Consider the following 1,923-nt stretch of genomic DNA (forward strand, 5'->3'; position numbering starts at 1 on the left):
AGCCTCTCGGCGGCAAAGATATTGCCAGCTCTTCTTCCCAGCAGAGTAGCGGTTTCGTTCAGCACAAGGCTGCTTGTGGCAAGTCTTTCATGACTTTTTTCCAGTTCGGCCCATATATTCAATGCCTGCTGATGAAACTGGTCTTTGACGAGATGACGCGCTAATAATGGACCAGTATCAACGAATATCATGAGACTCGCCATAAAGATATTCATCGTGTTCAGCGCTAAAATCGGGAGGGGAATCGCCCTGATAAATAGCCTTGTCCTCGTAAAAGCAGTCCTGCAAGCCATTGCTGACTTCAGTGCTCTCAATTTCCTTTTGCAGGGCTTCCCGGATGAGCTGTCCCAGAGAGATCCCCATGTTTCTGGACTTGCTGGCCGCGCGAATCTTCAATTCTCTGGGCAGCATAATTGTAGTGCGTTGCATATTATCACCTCACATTATGTTGCCATAATATTTCATGCATAACTTTTCGTCAAGCAGAACGTTTTCAAGTTCCTTGAACCTGCTGTCATAGATCTGCCGGATCAAGCCCTCCTCTGCGACGTTTTCGACTTCCGCGCGAGACGTTCTTTATTTCCATTTGGTGGCACAATCCTGTCTGAAAAATGATGAATGCGGAATGATGAATTGGGGAATTGGGGAATTGGGGAATTCAGGAAACTCAGGCCAGGTGGGGACGATAAAAAATTAAACATCTGAGTCGCTGCCATGCAGCTGGTCCCTGAGCCATCTTTTCAGGGATTCAAGCACAAGCACGATATCTCCAAGATGGTCAGTGCATATTGTCCGGATTTCTTCATCGGAAACGTCATGGTAAAAATGCACCATGCGATTTCTGTATCCAGCCATGATCCGGAAAAGTTGAGCCTGGCTCTCAGTTATGACTTGTTCTTTGGCCAGGGCTGGTCCGATTTCTTTGTATTCTTCAACTGCCCGGCAGAATCTCTTGGCCAGAATATGTCTGCCCAGATCAAGCAGGGCTTCCAGGGCACGGCGCAGACATGACTCACAGGCCAGGGCGTTCCGGGAATCCGCAAAAAACTCATCCCGGTTCTCAATGGGAAGTTCCCTGATCTTCTCCAGCATGGTTTCGACCCATTGCACCCTGTCAGCAACAACACGCTTAGAAATATCGCCCTTTGTCATGTGTCTTCTCCAAAAAGCAGGCGCAGCCTCTCCCGGTGAAAGGGCATCAGGTCTCCGGCCCTTCTAAGGACATAAAGATCGTATTCATCAGCCTGATATTCATCCGCCGCATAGAGTCTTTCTCCCTGGATGACTCGTGAAGCCAGAAAAGGGGGTGCTTCCGGCAGAATAACCAGGTCAACCCGGCTGACCTGAAAAAAATCTTCCAGCCTGATGCAAAGCTCAACCTTCTCTCTTGGAGATGGATGAAAACCGGGTATGGGCAGCACCCCGATATCCAGGTCCGACTGGGAAGCACGCATTTCCTGGATTTCCTGCCTCAGCCAGGCAAGGGTTTCCTTTGCCCTGCTGCCGAAAGCGTACATAATGGATATAGAAAATTGCCGGCAGATGGCGGCCAGATGTTCTTCCCGAGAACCTGTATTATTTTCTATAGATGAAGACATGAGTTGTTTCCGCATTATTTCTCGTTGCCATGTCCGGCTTGCTGCCAGCTGGAGGCTGAGCCCGAGTTCTGATTTTGACCTTGTTTGTTCAATACATTGTAATCCTGGCGGGCAAGCCTGGCAAGCTGAACCTGCAAAAAGTCAAAGGCAAAGAAATAAGAAATGTTAGCCGCTGATTGCGCTGATCTACGCTGATCCAGAAACTTTTAATTCCTCCATCTGCGGAGATCTGCGAGATCTGCGTCCAGAACTCTTCTGCCTTTATTCTTAAGGCATCAAAAACAAAGACAAATGCAACTTAAAAAACCTGTCCCCGATTTCTGTG

3 protein-coding genes and 1 pseudogene are annotated in these 1,923 nt (G+C 48.4%); all 4 read right to left on the reverse strand.

Annotated features, from left to right (window positions below; all coding sequences use genetic code 11):
• Nucleotides 1-191, reverse strand: a pseudogene (locus tag LZ23_RS11830) (type II toxin-antitoxin system VapC family toxin); the annotation flags it as partial.
• A complete protein-coding gene (locus LZ23_RS11835; RefSeq protein ID WP_045214461.1) occupies nt 178-429 on the reverse strand; it encodes a hypothetical protein in 252 nt (83 codons plus the stop codon). The gene LZ23_RS11835 and the pseudogene LZ23_RS11830, both read right to left, overlap by 14 nt.
• A gap of 264 nt (nt 430-693) precedes the next feature.
• Nucleotides 694-1,152, reverse strand: a complete 459-nt coding sequence (hepT, locus tag LZ23_RS11840; protein WP_045214462.1) for a type VII toxin-antitoxin system HepT family RNase toxin — start codon at nt 1,150-1,152, stop codon at nt 694-696.
• Nucleotides 1,149-1,598 carry a nucleotidyltransferase family protein gene (locus LZ23_RS11845; RefSeq protein WP_045214463.1) on the reverse strand — a complete coding sequence of 150 codons (450 nt, stop codon included), beginning with the start codon at nt 1,596-1,598 and terminating at the stop codon, nt 1,149-1,151. Before LZ23_RS11845 ends, hepT begins: the two co-directional genes overlap by 4 nt.
• Nucleotides 1,599-1,923: the final 325 nt, after the last annotated feature.

Origin of the sequence: Desulfonatronovibrio magnus (assembly GCF_000934755.1) — a bacterium.
In the GTDB taxonomy this organism is placed as follows: Bacteria; Desulfobacterota; Desulfovibrionia; order Desulfovibrionales; family Desulfonatronovibrionaceae; genus Desulfonatronovibrio; species Desulfonatronovibrio magnus.